10 protein-coding genes are annotated in these 18,138 nt (G+C 66.2%); 8 read left to right on the top strand and 2 right to left on the bottom strand.

Translation table 11 applies throughout. The features are described from left to right. Nucleotides 1–24: 24 nt before the first annotated feature. Nucleotides 25–1,023, bottom strand: coding sequence for an NAD(P)H-dependent glycerol-3-phosphate dehydrogenase (locus K1X11_RS20180; protein WP_221029450.1), 999 nt, complete (start codon nt 1,021–1,023; stop codon nt 25–27). 101 nt (nt 1,024–1,124) lie between these two features. Here K1X11_RS20180 and K1X11_RS20175 point away from each other — a divergent pair, with 101 nt between their 5' ends. Next, on the top strand, nt 1,125–1,580 hold the full coding sequence (locus tag K1X11_RS20175; RefSeq protein WP_221029451.1) for a DUF1294 domain-containing protein: 456 nt from the start codon (nt 1,125–1,127) through the stop codon (nt 1,578–1,580). Between the two features lie 40 nt (nt 1,581–1,620). Next, complete coding sequence (locus K1X11_RS20170; protein ID WP_221029452.1) at nt 1,621–2,271, top strand: hypothetical protein; 651 nt, start codon at nt 1,621–1,623, stop codon at nt 2,269–2,271. Between the two features lie 332 nt (nt 2,272–2,603). On the opposite strand, the gene panB is transcribed toward K1X11_RS20170, so the two are convergent. After that, entirely contained in the window at nt 2,604–3,395 is a 792-nt protein-coding gene (panB, locus tag K1X11_RS20165) for a 3-methyl-2-oxobutanoate hydroxymethyltransferase (protein ID WP_221029453.1), read from the bottom strand. A gap of 135 nt (nt 3,396–3,530) precedes the next feature. On the opposite strand from panB, the gene K1X11_RS20160 reads away from it, so the two are divergent. The 6 genes from K1X11_RS20160 (at nt 3,531) to K1X11_RS20135 (ending at nt 18,127) form a co-directional block, all read left to right on the top strand. Then, the gene (locus tag K1X11_RS20160) at nt 3,531–3,797 is read left to right on the top strand and encodes a hypothetical protein (RefSeq protein ID WP_221029454.1); all 267 of its coding nucleotides are present in this window, start codon (nt 3,531–3,533) and stop codon (nt 3,795–3,797) included. A 73-nt stretch (nt 3,798–3,870) separates the two neighbouring features. After that, nucleotides 3,871–7,359, top strand: coding sequence for a caspase family protein (locus K1X11_RS20155; protein ID WP_221029455.1), 3,489 nt, complete (start codon nt 3,871–3,873; stop codon nt 7,357–7,359). Then, nucleotides 7,356–10,832, top strand: coding sequence for a caspase family protein (locus K1X11_RS20150; protein ID WP_221029456.1), 3,477 nt, complete (start codon nt 7,356–7,358; stop codon nt 10,830–10,832). Before K1X11_RS20155 ends, K1X11_RS20150 begins: the two co-directional genes overlap by 4 nt. 7 nt (nt 10,833–10,839) lie before the next feature. Continuing rightward, nucleotides 10,840–12,354 carry a C1 family peptidase gene (locus K1X11_RS20145; protein WP_221029457.1) on the top strand — a complete coding sequence of 505 codons (1,515 nt, stop codon included), beginning with the start codon at nt 10,840–10,842 and terminating at the stop codon, nt 12,352–12,354. A 462-nt stretch (nt 12,355–12,816) separates the two neighbouring features. Then, nucleotides 12,817–15,504: a WD40 repeat domain-containing protein gene (locus K1X11_RS20140; protein WP_221029458.1), complete on the top strand. Its 2,688-nt coding sequence runs from the start codon at nt 12,817–12,819 to the stop codon at nt 15,502–15,504. Between the two features lie 13 nt (nt 15,505–15,517). Next, the gene (locus K1X11_RS20135; RefSeq protein ID WP_221029459.1) at nt 15,518–18,127 is read left to right on the top strand and encodes a CHAT domain-containing protein; all 2,610 of its coding nucleotides are present in this window, start codon (nt 15,518–15,520) and stop codon (nt 18,125–18,127) included. Nucleotides 18,128–18,138: the final 11 nt, after the last annotated feature.

Genomic DNA, 18,138 nt, shown 5'->3' with positions numbered 1-18,138 from the left:
TCTCCTGCACGCCGGGCGCCCCACTCACTCGCGTTTCAACTCGCGCAGCATCAGGTCGCGCAGCGCCTGCGCCGGGGCTTTGCCTTCGTAGAGCGTCTGATACACCTCGGCCAAGATCGGTGCCTCGATGCCGCGGTCGCGACACAGACCATAAAACGACGCCGCCGTTTTGTAGCCTTCCACCACCGTTTTGCGGTTGGCCATGATCTCCTCGATCGACGCCCCCGCGCCCACTTGCTCACCAAACTGGCGGTTGCGACTCCACTCGCCGTGGCAGGTCGCGATCAGATCGCCAAACCCGCTCAGGCCATAAAACGTGTCCCGCTGCGCGCCCAGCGCCTCGCCCACCCGCACCATCTCAGCCAGTGCCCGCGTGAGCATCGCCGCACTGGTGTTGTCGCCGAGTTTCAACCCGTCACAAATGCCCGCCGCGATCGCGTAGATGTTCTTCAGGCACCCGCCAAACTCTGCCCCCGCCACATCGTGACTGAGGTAGACCCGCAGACTCGCTCCGCTGATCTCCACCTGCACCGCCTCCAGCAAGTCCGCCGGCGCATTCGCCGCCAGCACCATCGCCGCCGGCAACCCCTGCGCGACCTCGGCCGCATTGGTCGGTCCCGTCAACGATCCCACCGGCACGTCCGGCAGGACCTGCGCAATCACTTCGGCTGGACGCAGGTGCGTCTCCAACTCCAGCCCCTTGGCCAGACTCACCACCAACTTCAGTTGTGTGGCCAGCGTCAGTGCGTCCTTCACGCGCGTCGCGGTCTCCCGCAGCGCCTGCGCCGGACAAGCCAGCAGCACCACTTCGGCTTCCATCAATACCGGCACCAATTCGTGTCCGATTTGCAGGCTCGGCGGCAGGGGCACGCCCGGCAGGTAATCGGCATTCTCGCGCGCCGACGACAAGGCCAACGCCTGCTCAAATCGCCGCGGCACCAACGTCACCGTATGCTGCATCTTCGCCAGATGGATCGCCATCGCCGTCCCCCACGCCCCAGCACCAATGACCGCAAAATTCATACCCCATGAGCCAGCAGCGCCCGCCCCAAAGCAAGGCCAATCGGGGCCAGCGTTTTGGGCCCCGCAGTTGACCGCACCCCGTCGCCTTCAAACAGTGCCCCGTGCCACCCAAACCATCAGCGCCTCCTCCCCGCTCCGATACCGGCGCGGTCGTCACCGGACGCTGGTCCTGGAGCCTTACGCTCACGCTTGGCCTGCTGCTCCTGCCCATCGTGCTCGCCACCGTGCGTGCCGGCATCGCCCAACCCGTGCTCATCATCTACGCGGTCGCTTCGGGAATCACCTTGCTGGCCTACGCCGAGGACAAACGCCGCGCCCGCAAAGGTGGCAACACCTCCCGCATCCCCGAGCTCCTGCTCCACCTCGCCGAACTCCACGGCGGCTGGCCCGGTGCCTTCGTCGGCCGCGAACTCTTTCGCCACAAAACCCAGAAGCGCAGCTACCGCACCGTCTACTGGCTCATCGTGGCTGCGCACCTTTACGTAGCCATCGACTTCCTCCTGGACTGGCGTCTGCGCGACTTCGTCTTCAACACCGTGCTTTCCTGGTTCAACTGACCGCTCGCCATCTCCACCTCGCCGCTCTCGCCGCCGCTCCATGAAACCCAAATGCCCATCCTGCCGCGCCGAGATCGCCACCGCCGACATCAACGTCGCCTCCGACGTCGCCCTCTGCCGCAAGTGTGGCCGCATCACCCCCGCCTCGGATCTGCTCGACGACGTCTTTGATCCCGCCGCCGTCAAAGACCCGCCCAAGGGCGCCTGGCTGCAACCCACGATGGACGGCGTCTCCATGGGCGCGACGACCCGCTCCCCCATCGCCTTCTTCCTCGTGCCCTTCATGCTGGTCTGGTCGGGCGGCTCCCTCGGCGGGATCTACGGCACGCAAATCATGAAGGGAGAGTTTAACCTCATGATGTCCCTCTTCGGTCTGCCCTTCCTCGCCGGCTCCATCTTTTTTTGGGGCCTCACGCTCATGGCGATCTGCGGCAAGGTCGAGGTGACCATCAACCGCAAGCTCGGCCGTGTCTTCGTCGGCGTCGGTCGCATCGGTTGGAAACGGAACTTCAACCTCGCCGACATCACCGGCGTCTCCGAAGAAGTGTCGCATCACCGGTCTCGCCGCGGCGGCACCAACACGACGCGCAAGATCGTCCTGGAAGGTCCGCAGCCCATCCATTTCGGCAGCGGCCTCAGCGAAGCCCGCCGCCACTTCCTCATCCACGCCCTCCGCGCCGCCAAAGCCTGAGTGCCCGTCCGCGGATCTCCACCCGAGCCACGTTTTCGCTGCGCTCAAACGCAGCTACGAAGGCACCTCTCCCCACCCCAGCTCTGTGCACTCCGTGCCAAAAAGGCCCTGCCCCTCGGCACCTACCCCTTTGCTCCCTTTGCTGCCTTGGTGTAAAAACACTGCGGAGCACTTGAGACCACGAGGTCCACCTCACCTTCGTTCCCTTCTGTGAGAACGACCCGCGAGCCACGTTTTCGCTCCACTCAAACGCAGCTACGAAGGCACCTCCCCCCAACTCTGTGCCCTCTGTGTCAAAAAAGCCCTGCCCCTCGGCGCGCCGAGCGCCGGCGCTACCGCGACGCCGGATACCGCCGTCCCCGCACGGCCGACGCGTAGTCGCTCAACCCTTGCCGGAAAACCGCCCCCGCATCGGCGAACTGCTGCACGAAGCCCGGCACATAACCCGGCGTAAGCCCCAGCGCATCGGTGAACACCAGGATCTGCCCGTCGCAGTCCGCCCCGGCCCCGATCCCGACCACCGGAATGTTCACCGCCTCGGTCACGATCTTGGCCGCCTCCGGCTTCACCATTTCCAACAACAACGCAAAACACCCCGCCGCCTCCAAGGCCTGCGCATCCGCCACCAACGCCGCCGTCTCCGCATCGTTGACGCCAAACTTCTTGTAGCGCCCCAACTGCTTCACCTGCTGCGGCATCAGCCCGATGTGGCCCCACACCGGCACACCCGCCTCCACCAGCCGCGCGATCTTGGGCGCGAGTTTGCGCCCCCCCTCGATCTTCACCGCGTCGACGCCGGCTTCCTGCATGAGTCGCTGACAGCTCATCAACACGCGCCGGAAATCAAAGTGCGCCTCACCAAACGGCACGTCAGCCACCACCAGCGCCGGCGGCTGCGCCCGCACCACCGCCGCACTGTGATGCACCATCATGTCGAGCGTCACCGGCACTGTGCCGGGCAGTCCGAGCACGGTGTTGCCCACCGAATCGCCGACCAGGATGATGTCCACCCCGGCCTCGCCCGCGTAGTGCGCCATCACCGCATCGTAAGCAGTGATCGCGACGATCGGTTCGCCGCCCTTGCGCTGGCGCAGCGTATGCGGAGTGGGTTTCTTGTCGGCCATGATCGCGCAGCCAACCCAAGCCCCGGCCAGTCGCAACCATCAACTCGCGCGCACCCGATCGCTAAATTCACGTCAATCAGGACAAATCCCCAGTTTCCCCTTGAGCACTACGAGAAATTACCGAATCGCTTAGTTGTGCTGCGCATTCTCAAGCAACTCTTTCGTCGCCCCCCGGTCCGCCTCGGACTGATCGACGAAAAGCGTTCCTTCCGCAGCCCCGTCCGTAGCGCTGGTTTTGTGAGCTTTTTTAACGGCTCCGAGTGCGTCTCCCGCCGCTACACCGACGCCCACGACCACCGCCTCAAGCGTCAACGCTTCTTCAAAACGGTCGTCGTCCTCGCCATCACCGTGATGTGCACCTGGTTCGTCATCGAGAGCGCCCAAGCCATCTCGAGCTTCTAAGGCATTTTGCCCGACCCGGCCTACGCAAGTAGGCGTATTCTCGATACGCCACGCTCGTGCGACACTGACGGCGATGACTCCGTATCCACGCCAGGATCGGCCGGCTGTCTCCACGACCGCCGGCTTACCACGTTTTGCCCGCTGCCTTCGCCTCTCCTTTCTCGTCGGCTGCTGCATCAGCCTGACCGCCGCTGCGACTGCGACCGCCGCCGAACTCCCCTTCGGCCACTGGACCGATGGCTCCCACGCCGTCGACACCGGTCCCGCCGCCGAGCTGCTGCCGGTCTCCGATCAGGACAGCCTCATCCTGCACGACCGCCAAACGCTCGAACCGCGCTTCATCCTGCGTGACGGCAGCGCGCCCGTCATGTTCGCCCCCGACGGCCAAAGCTTGCTCACCCAAGGCAACCGCCTGCAACGCGTCGACCTCACCACGGGCGCCGCCACCACCCTCGGCCCCAAGGATTTCTACGCGCAGTTTTTCTACCAGCCGCAGCGCGATCAACTCCTCTCCATCGTCGGTGCCCCCAACCTCTGGTTGCCGACTTCCCTCCAAATCCGCCGCCTCGATCTCGCCACCGCCGCCGCCGACGCGCCGGCCGCCGTCACCGTGCTCGACGAGATCAAACCGATCGGCCTCACCGCCATCGCCTTCATCGCCGCCCTACCCGCCCGCCAACCCGACCACGCCCTCCTCGTCCTGCGCGACCTCGCGGAAACCGGCGACCCTTACGATCCGCGCCGCTTCGGCGACTTCCACTTCGTCGACCTCGATCTCAACACCGGCCACACCACGCCCGTCTCCTCGCTCACGCCGCCGGACGACCGCTTCGAACTCTCCGCCGACATCCTGCACTGGACCTCCGCCGATCGCACCCTCCTCCACGCCGCGTCTTACCCCTACGAGGCCTACCACCTCATCGATCCCTACGCCGGCAAGATCACCCGCTCCCTCGCCGTGCCCAACGTCACCTGGGACACTTCCGACCCGCGCCACGTTGTCGCCACCCGCCGCGTCGAGGAAAACGGCTCGACTCAACATTTCCGCGACTACCTCGAACCCGGCACCCTCAAGACGATTCGCAACGTGCCCATCGCCGACGCATCCGATTACCCCGAGTTCCCCTACCTCGCCAACCTCCCTTCCCCGCGCGAACTGCTCACGCCGTGGGACGCGCCCATCACCTTCGTGAAAACCCGCGCGAGCTACGACCAACCCTACACGCTCCAACGCATCGACACCGCCACCGGCGAGGTGCTCGCCACCTTCGACGGCGCCGGCAAGAGCGTCTTCAACTACAGCGGCTTCGCTTTTCACCCGTCCAAGCCGGAGTTCTTCGCCCACACCGGCGACGGCGACGTGCACTTCTTCCGCTTCACCTCGTCCGGCCTGCAACGCCAGATCCGCGGCTCTTCCGCCACCAGCATGCGTTACACGCCCGACGGTGAATCGCTCCTCTCCACCGAAGACTACGAGGCGCCCATCTCCACCTCGCCGGCCTCGACCTTCCCCTTCGAGCCCACCTTCACCTACCAGCCGCAATACTCCCGCAGCGCGCTCCCGGAATACGAAAAAAACCTCACCCTCTCGCCGTCGCACACCTGGCTCATCCGCCAGACCTCCACGCTCGCCACGCTCTACCGTTTTGGCGCAGCCGAGATCGCCGCCGACCTACCGTCCTCCCCCCGCGACCAACCCGTCACTTACGCCTTCTCGCCCGACGAATCCCAACTCCTGCGCCTCGAGATCGAGGAGGACACCGACTACGACACCGGCGAGGTCTTCTCCCCCGCGTCCCTCAGTCTGCTCTCGCTCGAGCGTTACCTGACCGACGGCTACGACCCCGATTCTGCGACGCTCAACCTCCCCCACGGCCAGGTGCGCTTCCTTCAATGGTCACCGGACGGCCGCATCCTCCTCCTCGATCTGACCTCCGCCGACCTCCTGGTCTATTCCGCCGCCGACCTATCCGCGCCCCCACAACCCCTCCCCCTCTCCGGACTCGAACCGACCGACCTCACCGGCCCATCCCTCGCCGTCATTCCCGACGTCGCGCCCGACCGCGTGGCGCTCCTCATTCCCCATGGCCTCGCGCTCCTCCACCTCACCGCCGACGACGCCCACGCCCAAATCGTCGCCACGCCCAACCCCGTGCACACCGTCCACCAACTCGGCGACGGCCGTCACCTCGTGGCCAAACTCGCCAACGGCACCCTCGCCTTCATCGACCTTTCCGCCACGGCTTCGAGCCCCCGCATCGCCGGTTTCCTCGAATTCTACAACGACGGTGCCGACTACCTTTTCCGCACTCCCGGCGGCCTCTTCGACGCCACCCCCGCCCTCCAAGCCGACGGCGTGATGCTCCGCGGTTTCGTGCCCGTGCGCCTCACCCAAATCATGGGCCAGGCCTACACCCCCGACCTCTTCACCCGCCTCTTCGCCGGTCTGCCAGTCGACGACACGCCGCTCGCCGATGTCATCCTCCCGCCCACCGTCACGCTCTCCGGTCGTATCACGGCCGCCAACGCCCTGCGCGCCCAGCTCCAGCTGCGTGCCGACAGCAAGGTCGAGGACATCGCCGAGCTCCGCCTCTTCCAAAACGACAAACTCGTCGCCACCGTGCCGCCTTCCTACGCCCGCGGCGCCAACCAGGACATCGAACTCGACCTCGATCTCGTCCCCGCCAACACCTTCCGCCTCGTCGCCGTCACCACCAGCGGACTCGAGTCTCTGCCGTCCGAGGTCACCCTGCATCCGCCCGAAGCCGCCCTCCGCCGCGCCGCCGCCGCCGAACGCCCCGCCCAACTCCATCTGCTGGTGATCGGCGTCAACGAGTATCGTAATCCCGAATACAACCTCAACTTCGCCGAGGCCGACGCCGCCGGCATCCTGCGTCAACTCACCGCCGCCAACCGCGACCTGTTCGCCGAGATCAAGTCCACCCACCTTGTCAGCACCGAGGCCACCCACGACGGCATCCTCGCCGCCTTTTCCCGCATCCAAGCCGACGCCCGCCCGCAGGACGCCTTCATCTTCTACTTCGCCGGCCACGGCGTGATGGCCAAGGAGGACCGCCAGTTCTACCTCGTGCCCCACGACGTGACCCGCATCTACGGAGCCAGCCAAAGCCTTTCCGCCAACGGCATCTCGGCCGACACCCTGCGCCAGCTCTCCGCCTCCATCGCCGCGCGCAAGCAGCTCTTCATCCTCGACGCCTGCAACTCCGGCGGCGCCCTCGAAACCTTCGCCCAACGCGGCGCTTCGCAGGAAAAGGCCCTCGCCCAACTCGCCCGCGCCACCGGCACCCACTGGATCACCGCCGCCTCCGCCGACCAGTTCGCCACCGAGTTTGCCGACCTCGGTCACGGCGCCTTCACCCACACCTTGCTCGAAGCCCTCAACGGCCGCGCCGATACCGGCGACAAACGCGTCACCGTCAACGAGCTCAAGGCCTTCCTCGAATCAGAGCTCCCCGCCGTCAGCCAGCGCCACAAGGGCGCCCCGCAATACCCGTCCAGCTACGGCTACGGGCAAGACTTCCCCATCGCCCTCCTCCCATGAGCCGCCGCCCGTTTTTCCCATCCACGCTCGCCGCCCTGTGCCTCGCGACGAGCCTGTCATGCTTTGCCCAATACGAGCAGCTCCTCCAGGAGCCGGACCCGGCCACCGTTCCCGCCGTCGCGGAAACCCCGCCGCCTCCGCCGCCGCGCCTGATCTCCCCGGAGCTACATGCCCTGCCGATCGAGCACCTCGACCGCTCGGTCGACGGAGACTATCTGCTGACCGCCGACCGCCAGTTCCTGCGCCTGTGGAACCGTGCCGAGCGCGTCACCGTCTTCACCCTCGAAGCCGACCGTAACAAGGAGATCCATTTCGCCGCCTTCACCGCCGATGGTCACGGCCTGCTGGTGCAGGTGGGCTCCGAGCTCCGGCACTACCCCAACCTGCCGGACGACGAGTCCTTCACCTCAACCTACGCCAGCACCAGCTCCACCAAACGCTTCCACCGCCCGACCAACACGCTGTTCGCCGCCGAGATCAAATCCGCCAATCCGCGTCTGGTCCATCTCGCCCGACTGCAGGTCGGCGATCCGCTGCGTTTCACCAGCGAGACCATCAATCTCTACAACACCCACCCGGCCGACACCGCACTGCGTTTTCATCCCGCCAATGGCCTCACCGTCAACGCCGAGGGCACCCTCGTCGGCTTCCACTTCCTCGGCGAGGTGCCGTTCGCGATCGTCGCCCCGTCCTCCGCCAAGGTCGTCGCCACCGTGCCGAGCGACAAACACCCGCAGGGCCTGATGCCTTCCGGCCAGGTGCTCACCGCCAACTACACCAATGGCATCGCGCGCTTCGCCGCCCTCGCCACGTCGATCAACGTCTCCATCGAGCTCCTCCGTCTCTCCACCCCGCACGAGCCCTACCTCCGCTTCCCCGCCCAGCTCGGCGACCCGCTGCGCATCCACCAGAGCAACGGCACCACCCTTTTCGATTTCGCCACCGGCCGTTCCTCCGCGCTGCTCACCGCTCCCGGCCGCCGCTTCGATGCCTTTGTTTTCGATCGCCCCGCCAGCCCCGACTCCGCCTTTGCCACCTTGTCGCGCACCGTCGGCGTCAACCGCGAGGTGCTCTCCACCCACCTCGAACGCTTCAACCTCACCAGCGGCGTTTCCTTCGGTCCGTGGAATCCCGAGGTGTTTAAACCCACCCAACTCACCGCCCGCCCCGACGACTTTGATTTCATCGTGCAACGCGGCTCCGAACTGCGTCGCGTCACCTTCAACGAGGCCGGCGTGCACTCCACCCCCATCCGCTACGACCGCGCCGACGTCGGCGGTCTCGTGCCGTTCTACCACCGCAACACCGACGCGTGGAACGTCGTGCTCACCGGCCCTGCCGCCGTCGCCGCGCCGGCCAACCCCACCGACACCACCGCGCCCTACGCCGCGCGCGGACTCGGTCACGCCAACTACCGGCGCGACGATGGCAACTACGGGCGCTTCAACCCCGTCCTCGCCAGCACCATCGATCGCAGCGGCACCTTGATCGCCCTGCACCATGGCAACGCCGTGCAGGTCGTCGACCTGACCAGCGGCGAGCAACGCCACACCTTCTACGACGGCCACGCCCACACCCAGCACCAGTTCACCACGCCCCACCTGACCTTCGCGCCCGACGGCACTGGCCTCGTGTTCAGCTTCGCCACCAAAACCACCAGCGGCATCGTCGAGACGACCACCCACTTCTACAACCTCCCCACCGGCGATCTCCGTTGGACCCGTCGCGGGCTCTCCGGCCCTTACGCCTTCCCGCCCGACGACAGCCTGCTCGCGGCCGGTTTCCAGTTGGTCTACGCGGAGACCGGCGAGAACTCCGCCGGCATCAACCCCCACCGCGGTAGTTACGATCCCGATACACGCCTCACCTACAACGCCGCCGGATCCCTCCTCGCCACCTACGCCCGCGGCCGCCTCACCACCGTCGCCCTGCCCTCCGGCGAGACCGTGCAATCGATTCAGGTCGAACACCCCGTAGACGACCTCACCTTCATCGGCTCCGACCGCTTCCTGCTCACCACCTCCACCCGCGACGAAGCCCTGCGCCTCTACGACCTGTCACAGGCGGAAAACATCGCCGAGATCCACCTCTTCGAGTCGCCGCAAAAATGGCTCGTGCGCCATCCCGCCACCGGGCTCTTCGCTTCCGAGACCTCCCTGCAACGCGACCTCAAGTTCGCCGTCGGCAACCAGATCACGCCGCTCGAATCCTACTTCGACGAGTTCTACCGACCCCGCCTCCTCGGCTCCCTCGTCAAAGGCCTCGCCCCTCGCCCCGCCATCCCCCTCAACGCCCTGCGCCACGCGCCCAAACTCACTCTCCGCGTCGCCGGCCCCTCCACCCGCGGCCTCACGGTCGAGGACGAATTTGAGTCCTTCGAAATCCCCACGCCCGAGGTCACGCTCCAGCTCGACGCCTCCTGTGAGGGCGCCGCCGTCACCGACCTGCGTGTTTACCACAACGGCAAACTCGTCGCCGGTGCCGGCGCCACCCGCGGTCTCTTCGTCGAGGACGACGAGGACGCCCCGCCCGCGGACGCTCAAACCTTCACCAAATCCGCCACCCACACCTTCACCCTCACGCCGGGCAAAAACCGTTTCCGCGCCGTCGCCATCAATGCGCAGGGCACCGAGTCCGTGCCCGATGAGGTGATCGTGTATTCCGGCGCCACCGCGCCCGTCGACGACACCGCCGGCATCGCCCTGCACGTCGTCACCGTCGGCATCAACACGTATCAGAATCCTGCCTACAACCTGAACTACGCCCGCGCCGACGCCACCGCCGTCGCCACCGTGTTGGAGGAACGCCTCGGCCAACTCTTCACCCGCGCCCACCACTACGCGCTCTACGACGCCGAGGCCACCCGCGAGAACATCCTCGCCACCCTCGAGACCGTCCGCCGCGAGGCCGGCCCGCGCGATGTGTTTGTGTTCTACTACGCCGGCCACGGCGTGATGTCGCAGGACGACGATCCGGAGTTTTACCTCGCGCCCCACGAGATCACCCAGCTCTACGGCGAACGCCGTCTGCTCCGCCAACTCGGCATCCCCGGCAGCCAACTCCTCGCCTACTCCCGCGACATCGCTGCCCAGAAACAGCTCTTCATTCTCGACGCCTGCCAGTCCGCCGGCGCGCTCAAAGCCCTCGCCACCCGCGGCGCTGTGGAGGAGCGCGCCATCGCCCAACTCGCCCGCTCCACCGGCACGCACTGGCTCACCGCCACCGCCAGCGAACAGTTCGCCACCGAGTTTGCCGAGCTCGGCCACGGCGCCTTCACCAAGGTCCTCCTCGACGCGCTCAACGGCGCCGCCGACGCCGGCGACGGCATCGTCACCGTCAACGAACTCAAAGCCTACCTCGAAGCCACTGTGCCCGAAGTCACCGCCGCCACCAAGGGCGAGGCCCAATACCCGGTCACCTACGGCTACGGCCAGGACTTCCCGCTCACCATCGTGCCTGCCGCCACCAACTGATTTACCTATGTTGTTCCGTCGCTCCTTTCTGCTCTCGCTCCTCGCCATCAGCGTCACGCTGCGCCTCTTCGCGCAGCCCGCGCCCATCGACGACGACGCCTACGGTCCGCCCCTCGACACGCTGCCCGGCACCGGCCTGGAATTCGACGAGGCCGCCTACCGCGCCGTGCCCTACAAGGCCCCGGTCACCGCCGACACCTACGCCAACCTGCCGCGCGCCGCGTCCCTCGAACAGTTCACGCCCACGCCCGGCAACCAGGGCCCCTACTCCACCTGCACCGCCTGGGCCGTCGCCTACCACGCCCGCACCATGTTGCACGGCATCGAGCGCGGCATCACCAACCGCCCCCAGCTCGACCGCCTCGTCTTCTCCCCCAGTTTTGTTTACGAGAAAATCAAGTCGCCCGACGCCGCGCCCGACTGCAAGTCCGGCACCAGCATCGTCAACGCGCTGGAGCTGCTGCGCACCAGCGGCGTGCCGCCGTATTCATATGTTCCCTACAGCTGCGGCGCCACCATCAACACCGACGCCGTGCGCAAGGCGACCGAGTTTCCCATCGTCGACTACCAGATCCTCTTCGCCTCCGATCTGCCGCAGGACGATCCCTTCAAACTCCTCGCCATCAAGAAGTCGCTCTCCGAAGGCAGCCCCGTGCTCATCGGCTTCATCGTGCAGCAGAGTTTCTATCGCGCCGGGGTCACCTGGAACGAACTCGACACCGATGCCGGCGCCACCGGCCAACACGGCCGCCACGCCATGGTCGTGGTGGGTTACGACGACACCAAATTTGGCGGCGCCATGCGCGTCATGAACAGTTGGGGCACCAAGTGGGGCGACCAAGGTTTTGTTTGGATCCCCTACGCCGACTTCAACCGCAACGTCTTCATGGCCATGCAGGCCTACGGCAAACGCCCCGAGCGTCAGCCCTACAACGTCACGCCCGACAACCCCGTCGGCACCCTGCCGCCGCTGCTCGCCGGCGAAATGCGTTTTGAGGAACGCGACGGCACGCCCATGCGCGCCCGCCTCGCCCCGCCGCTGGCCGAAGGCGAAACGCAGACCCGCTACCTCGGCTACCGCCTCGAACGCTCCTACGCCTCCGGCACGCGCTTCCGGTTTTACGTCAAGACCTCCACCCAGGCCTACCTCTACGCCTTCGCCACCGACCTCACCGGCGAGATCACCCAGATCCTGCCCTTCGCCGACAACATGTCGCCGCTCATCGGCCCCGACTCCACCATCGCCTTCCCCTCCGAGCGCAAAGTCGTGCGCATGGACACGACACCCGGCACCGACTACCTGCTGCTGCTCTACTCCGAGGAACGACTCGATCTCGACGCGCTGGTCACCGCGATGAATGCCAACAACGGCACGCTCTCGCTCAAAATTCACCAAGCCCTCGGCCGCCGCATCGTCGCCGACGAGTTCATCGAAAAGGCCCCCGACCGCATCGCCTTTAGTCTAACGGATAAGACCGCCGGCACCGTCATCCCCCTCATGATCGAAATCCCCCACCACTGAGGATCTGATCCTGTAGGGCTCGACCTCGTGTCGAGCCGCCCCTGCCCCTCCGCCTGCGGCCACGCTTTCGCCTACAGCTCAAGCGCAGCTACCCACTCCACCGCCCCCTCGTAGCTGCGTTGGAGCGCAGTGACAACGTGGCCTCGCCTGCCCCTCCGCCCAACACCCCGCCGCCCCCGAACACCTGTCACGTAATACGTGACACTTCCGCAGACGCCTCCTCGTCACAACTGTCACGTAATACGTGACAGTTGTTCGTCCGCCTTCCCCGCCGCCGCCCCCGTGGCCGAGGCTACCAGCCTCGGCACCCCACCGACGCACCTAACCGCGCCCCGCCCCACCGCGCACCCGCCCTGCCACGCTCCGCCATCTACGCAAGTTGGCGTATCCTCATAAAACCCGCCCGCCGCTATTCTCGGCGGCATGATCCGCTCGACCGCTTTCTCGCGCCCACGCCTACCCTTGCCCCTGCGCCTACCCCTGCTCGCGCTCGCCGCGCTGTTCCTGTTGCCCCTCTCCCTCCCCCGCCTCGCCGCTGCGGACGTTGAACCCGCCACCGCCACCGAAGTCGTCTATTGGCGCGACCTGCAGGCCGACATCGCCGCCTTCCGCGCGGCCAACTCCGACCTGCCGACGATGATCATTGAGATGTCCATCCCGCAGCTCAACGACGCGATGGACCGCATCGAGGCCTTCCTCGATGACCGCGACGACGAAGCCGATCAGGTCGAGGAGTTCGGCGCGGATATCCAAGAGTATCATAAGAACCTCATCGCCCTCTTCGAAGCCGCCATCGCTCCTCTCACCGAAGGCGCCAAATACCAGGAGCAAGCCAACCGCGCCAACCCCATGGCACGCATGATGGCCGGGGCTAAGACGGTCACCCTCATGGAGCAGGCAGAGGACTTTAAACCCACCCTCCGCGATCTCCATGAAGCGATCACCGCCCGCATCGTCGCCGCCGGCGGCCCCAACATCTTCTTTTTCCAAGGCCTCAATCTAACCGATAAAAACTGGGTCAGCGGTCGCGGCCTCACTCCGCTCGAACGCGACGAGCGGTTCATCGCCGAATCCGCCAGCATCGACGAGGGCCTTGGCCTGATCGCCGAGCACTACTTCATTCCGTTGCGCAAAGACGGTCGCTCCCCCTCCGAAATCGCCGCCCTGCGCGACAAGCTCCTGGAACTGCTGCAGGAGTTCGGTGATTCGCTCGCGAACATGTCCAACGTCCAAATCGAGGGTGAACTCAGTGGGCTCTCGCCTGACTTGGATCCAAACAACCGCGGGCGTCTACTCTTCGTGCTCCACCAGGAACTCGTCCGCCGCGAACGTGACTCCGACGCCGCCTTCCGCCTGATCGACTGGCAGGCATGCTTCGCCCGCTGGTTCGGCGACGCCACGGCCAACTCACTCGACCTTGCCAGCAACGATCTCGCCGTGAGTTACGATGGCGAACGTTATGCCTATTGCAGTGACCTGCAAACCGTCGTCATACGCTCCGCTGCCGACGACGCGATCATCGGCACACAGACCCTCGAGGGTGAAGTGCGCGGCATGGCCTTCGACTTCGAAGGCCGGCTGATGGCCTTCACCACCAAGGGCCTCTTCCGTTGGGACGTGGCCGACGAAGGTGAGCCCTACCTGCGCGACAACACCGCCAGCGCCAACCTGACCGGCGCCATCGATACCGCCGCCACCGTCGACCGCTTTGTCCAGGGCTGGGCCCACATCCCGGGCTTCACCCGCGGTAACCTCGACACCAAGATCACCGGGCGCGGCGCCAGTAACATCACGTCGGCCGCCATGTCCCGCGACGGCCTCCACGCCGCTTACGGCTTCTCCGGCACCGACAACCTCGGCAACGGCGAAAAGCCCTACCATGGCGTCGTCATGATCGGCCTTCCGCCCGACATGAGCGATGACACCAAACTCACTTCCAAGTTCTACTTCCAAGCCTTCCGCGGCCCCGTCACCGACATCGCCTTCGACGACGACGCCAGCCACTTCGCCTTCTGCCTCGATACCGGCGAGGTGGTCGTCTACGAGCGCGGCAGCGACGAGGAAAACCGCCGTCAGCTCACCATCGATAACCAGCCCTACACCTTCGTTACCTTCCTGCCCGGTGACGAGCCGCGCGTCCTCGCCGCCGCCCGCAACGGTGTGATTCGTATCTGGAATTACGATACGCTCGAACTACAACAACGCTTCGTCGTGCCCACCGGCCCCGCCGGAGTCGCCGTCGGCCTCGCCGGCGACGTTCTGGTCACCGCCGCCCTCGGCGCGGAGGACCTCCACCGCTGGAATGTCGCCACCGGCGAACACCTTGCCACCATCATGGGCCGCGACCCGGTCATCGACTCCGAGGCGCTCGCCGCCGCCATCGAAACCGAGCGCACGCTGCGCCCCGCCATCGACACACTCCGCCAGCTCTACGACTTCGAGGATGACGAGCGCGAGACCTTCGCCCGCCAGGCTCTCGCCGAACAAGGCGACTTGATCGACCAACTCGGCCGCCGCAGCACCTTGGTCAACTCCGTTGCCAGCAATATCGCCGAACGCATTCGCAACCACAACAAGGCCGACGAAGAAGCGACCGCCGCGGAGCTGGGCCTTGAGGCCATCGAAGACGGCTTCACCACGATGTCGGTTTACTACGGCACCGTCACCGCCCTCCTGAATCTCGACCGCCTCGACGACGCCAACCGTCTCCTCGACGAAGGCATCCAGGTATACCCCTCCTCCAGCGACTTGCGCTACCTCTACCAGTGGCAACGCATGCAACGCGCCCGCAAAGCCGGCAACCTCACCGAGACCCTCGCCGCCATCGATGAGATCGATCTCATCCGTCCCAAGAACCGCCCGCACACCGGTCTGCGCATCGATGCCCACACCATCATTGCCTACCAAAAAACCAAGGCGGGCCAACAGCGCGCCGCGCTCGATCTTAACCTCAAGGCCCTCGATATTTGCCGCACCAAGGATCAACAACTCGAGATCCTGCCCAACGCCTTCTCCCTCGCATACCAACTGAAGGACTGGAAGCTCACCGTGGGCATCGCCAACATGTGGATGCAGGTCGACCCGGCCAAAAAGAACGACTCCCAATTCATGGAGTGGGCCCGCTACGCCTACTCGCAAATGCCGAAGTAAGCCGGGCCGCCCCATGCGATTTTCCCGCCCCCGCTTCGCGCTGGTCCGCACCCTCACCATTGGCGCCTGCTTGGTGGCCGGCTTACTTACACCGGCCGCCGCCCAGATCCAGATTCGCCCCCATTCCGAGGCCTTCTCCGAGGGCTATCGCTTCGAGTCGCAGAACCAGTTCGCCCGCGCCGCCGAGCACTACGCCCGCGCCCTCGAGTTGGCCGAGACCGATCGCGATCGCTACTCCACCAGCCTGCGCCAGGCCACCGTGCTGTCGCAACTCGGGCGCCATACCGAAGCGCTCGAGGCCGTCTCCCGCGCCCAAGCCAACACCCCCGAGGACCGCGACCGCCAGGGTGAACTCGGGGTGTTTCACGCGACCTACCTGCGCGCCGCCGATTTGGTAAAAGCGTCCGAGACCCTGCGCGCCCTTCGCGCCCTCGGCCCCCGCCCCAACTCCGACCAGCGCGCTTGGGACCTGCAGATGTATCTGCGCGACGCCCGCCTCCGTCGCGCCTGGGGCGATCTCGCCGGAGCCCTGCAACGCTACGACCAAGCCGAACCCATTTTGGCGGAACTCGTCACCGACTACGCCGAGATCGCCGCCTTCCACCGCGAACGCGCCGCCTGCCGCCTCGGCCTCAACGACCTCGACGACGCCCGCAAGCTCGCCCGCGACGCCTTCTCCGCCGACCTCCGTCGCGTCCGCTCCAGCCGCCGCCGCGACGCCGCCGACTGGGTCAGCAAAGGAGACGTGCCCGTCGCGCAAAGCATGCTGCTCTACGCCGAGGCCGAACGCCGCCTCGGCGAGACCGCCGACGCCAAGGAAAAGTTCGACGCCGCCCTCGAACTCGCGCGCAAGATCGAGGCGCCCCGCGAGCAGGTCCTCGCCTTCTTCGGACTCTGCCGCCTCGCCCTCGCCCGCAACGACCTCTTCAGCGCCCGCATCGCCATCATGGGCGCCATGCTCCGCACCCAGGACGGACAGATCCCCGATCTCTATATCGAAACCCTCGCCCTCGCTGGCGAAATTTCGATGAAGGAGGACGACTTCACCCAAGCCGTCTCCCACCTCGAGATGGGTATCCAATTGGTGGAGACAATGCGCCTCACCGCCACCCCGGAGGACCGCCAGCGCCTGCTCGCCCTCCAGTCCGACCACTACCGCTGGCTGCTCGAAACCTACCTGCGCAACAACCAAACTTGGGAAGCCCTCGCCACCAGCGAAGCGCTCAAAGCCCGCAACCTGCGCGACGCCATCTCCGGCCAGCAGGTTGGCATCGAAACCGCCGAACACCGCGTCGCCGCCCTGCGAGACCTCCAGTCCCGCCTGCCCGCCGACATCGCCGTCGTCTCCTACGCCAACGCCGATTGGTCCCGCACCGATCCCGTCGCCTTCGTCCTCACCCACGAAAACCTCTCGGTCATCCGCCTGCCTCTCGCCGAGTTGCCTGAGCTGCTCAGCCTTCTCCCCAAACCCAATGTGCTCGCCGCGCAGCAGCGCGACGTCGACGCCACCCGCTACGACCTCAGCGACGAGATCACCCTCGCCGGCCTCGTCGCCTATTTCCGTGAGACCATCTACTGCGAGCCCGCCGAAATCCCGTCGCTCTTCCCTCACTACCTGACGACTGCCAAGATTCTCCACTTCACTCTCATCGAACCGCTGACTTCCGCTCTCGGTGGACGCCAACGCCTCCTCGTGTCGCCCAGCGGTCTGCTCGCCTACGTGCCCTTCGATGCGCTGGCCAGCATTCAGGGAAAACTGCTGGTCGAGGACTACGCCGTTTCTCTCACCCCCTCGCTGCTCACCACCCTCGAACTCGCCCAGCGCGCCGACGTCGACTACGCTCACAGCTTCCTCGGCTTCGGCGGCGCTGTCTACAACCCCGCCTCCTACAATCAGGTGATGGCTTCCGCCCCGCAGATCAAAGCCGAGCTCGAAGCCGTCACCGCCGTGCGCGCCGCCCAGATCGAAGGCGCCCGCAGCCCCTACGCCGGTTGGGCCCGCGGCCCCGCCACCAACCTTGCCGGCACCAAGGCCGAAGTGGAGCTGCTCAGCGAACTGCTGCCCAACTCCCGCATCGTTACCGGCCGCAACGTATCCGAAGCTTACATACGCGGCATGGCTGCCCGCGGCGAGCTCCAGTCCTCCCGCGTCCTCCACTTCGCCGTGCATGGCTCGGCCGTGCCCACCATGCCCGACCTCTCCTGCATCCTGCTATCCTGGGAAGGTGAAATCACCCCCGACATGCCCGCCGAGCGCGACGGTCGCCTGCAGGTCACCGAGTTTGTGGAGCTCCCGCTGCGCGCCGAGTTGGTCACCTTCTCCGCCTGCGAAACCGGCCTCGGCGCGATCATCGCCGGCGAAGGCGTCGTCGGCCTCACCGGCTCCCTGCTCCAGGCCGGCGCCGACAACGTGCTCGCCTCGCTCTGGCCCGTCTCGGACTACAGCACCGTCTACTTCATGCGCAGCTACTACGAGCTGCACCTCAACGAGGGGGTGCCCTCCGACCTCGCCATCGCCCAGGTCAAACGCGACATGATCGCCGGCAAACTCCAAGGCTACCGCCACCCGCAGTTCTGGGCCCCCTTCAACCTCTACGGCGGCCGCGAACTCGTCGTCCAATAGCTCTCCGCCTC

This window comes from Actomonas aquatica, assembly GCF_019679435.2.
GTDB classification, from domain to species: Bacteria; Verrucomicrobiota; Verrucomicrobiia; order Opitutales; family Opitutaceae; genus Actomonas; species Actomonas aquatica.
This window is presented reverse-complemented; position numbering and strand designations above follow the sequence as displayed.